The 556-nt window shown below is 70.7% G+C and carries 1 pseudogene; it reads left to right on the top strand.

Annotated elements, in window-relative coordinates:
* Positions 1–297 (top strand): annotated as a pseudogene (locus A5680_RS20845) (MFS transporter); the annotation flags it as partial.
* Between the last annotated feature and the right edge of the window lie 259 nt (positions 298–556).

Below are 556 nucleotides of genomic sequence, written 5' to 3'. Positions count from 1 at the left end.
CTGATCGGGACGGCCGCGATCGTGCTCTGGGGGGCGATGGCCACCGCCGTCTCGCCGATGATGCAGTCCGCGGCGATGCGCAGCGGGGCCGACGATCCCGACGGGGCGTCGGGCCTCTACGTGACGGCCTTCCAGGTGGGCATCATGGCGGGCGCGCTGGTGGGTGGGCTGCTGTACGAGCGCAGCGTGGTACTCATGCTGGCCGCGTCGGCCGGGTTGATGGCGGTCGCGCTGGTGGGCGCGGCGGCCAACCGTCGGGCGCTGGACGTTGCGCCGACAAGCTCACGGGATTCATAGCGGGCCAGCTCAGGCGGCGTAAATGCCCGCTTGAACGGCCGCCGCGCGGGTCTGAATTTGTTAGCTGGCGTGCCCCCTATGCCACACTGTGTCAGGAACTCGAGCGTGGAGGGATGCATATGTCGGGCTGGACGCGCGGGCGGCTGTTGGCCGCCCTGAACGCCGCCGGATTGGCTTCTGTCGTGGGTTTGTCCCTGGTGTTGAGCGCGGCTCCGGCGCTGGCGGACCCGGACCCGGTCCCGGCTGACCCGGGCGTCGT

This window comes from Mycobacterium sp. E2989 (assembly GCF_001667595.1).
In the GTDB taxonomy this organism is placed as follows: domain Bacteria; phylum Actinomycetota; class Actinomycetes; order Mycobacteriales; family Mycobacteriaceae; genus Mycobacterium.
This window is presented reverse-complemented; position numbering and strand designations above follow the sequence as displayed.